This is a genomic window from Arhodomonas sp. KWT, from assembly GCF_010993615.1.
Genome location: NZ_WNXE01000797.1, coordinates 1 through 768, shown reverse-complemented (window position 1 = coordinate 768; position 768 = coordinate 1). Strand labels below are relative to the sequence as shown.

At 65.2% G+C, this 768-nt stretch carries 1 protein-coding gene; it reads left to right on the top strand.

Annotated elements, in window-relative coordinates; genetic code table 11:
• Positions 1–106: 106 nt before the first annotated feature.
• Entirely contained in the window at positions 107–424 is a 318-nt protein-coding gene (locus G7A99_RS22475) for an HPF/RaiA family ribosome-associated protein (protein ID WP_018717119.1), read from the top strand.
• The last annotated feature ends 344 nt before the right edge of the window (positions 425–768 follow it).

Below are 768 nucleotides of genomic sequence, written 5' to 3'. Positions count from 1 at the left end.
CGCCGCGGACCGCATGGCGGCCTGGCTGAAGGGCTGACCGGGGGCCTTGCAAAACCGCGCCGGCGCCGTCACGTCCGGCGGCGGTACAACCGGAAAGGAGGCGACAATGGAGCTTCAGGTCAACGCCGCCGAAGGCATGCAGACATCCACGGCGCTGGAGGATCATATCCGGGCCAAGCTCGCCGGCGTGGAACGCCGCTTCGGTGAGCGTGTCACCCGCGTGGAGACCTACCTCAAGGACGTGAATGCCGGCAAGGGCGGCGTCGATACGACATGCACGCTGGAGGCTCATCCCTCCGGGCTGAATCCGGTAGTCGTCGAGTCGCAGGCGACGGACGCCTACTCCGCGACTCACGACGCCGCCAGGAAGCTGGAGAAGGCACTGGAGCACCGCTTCGCCCGGGCTGAGGGACCACATCGTTAGGTCCGGGAAAAACCCATCGCACCGGCCGCCGGCGGCCCTCCCGCCGGCGGCCCCATACCCGCCTCCAGCCGCTGTCACGCGGCTGTCACCGGTTGTTCACAAAAGCTGTGGATAACGCTGTGCAAAACCCGTAGAGACCGTCCCCAAACCCCTGACGCGGGCGGCCTCGCGTCAGATTGACGGGTTTTTCACCAGCTTATTAAATTTCCTAAAAAACAATGGGTTGCTAGTTTCTCACGTTGTTTTCCCCGGACCCCTGGTCGCCGGGCAGTCGTGCGCCGACGACGGCTCCCCGCTGTGCACAACAGGTAGCCACCAACGGCATCCCGCCCCTCAGTCAGCGA

Coding starts and splice junctions, on each gene's coding strand:
- G7A99_RS22475 (WP_018717119.1), top strand. CDS start 107: ATGGAGCTTCAGGTCAACGCCGCCGAAGGCATGCAGACATCCACGGCG.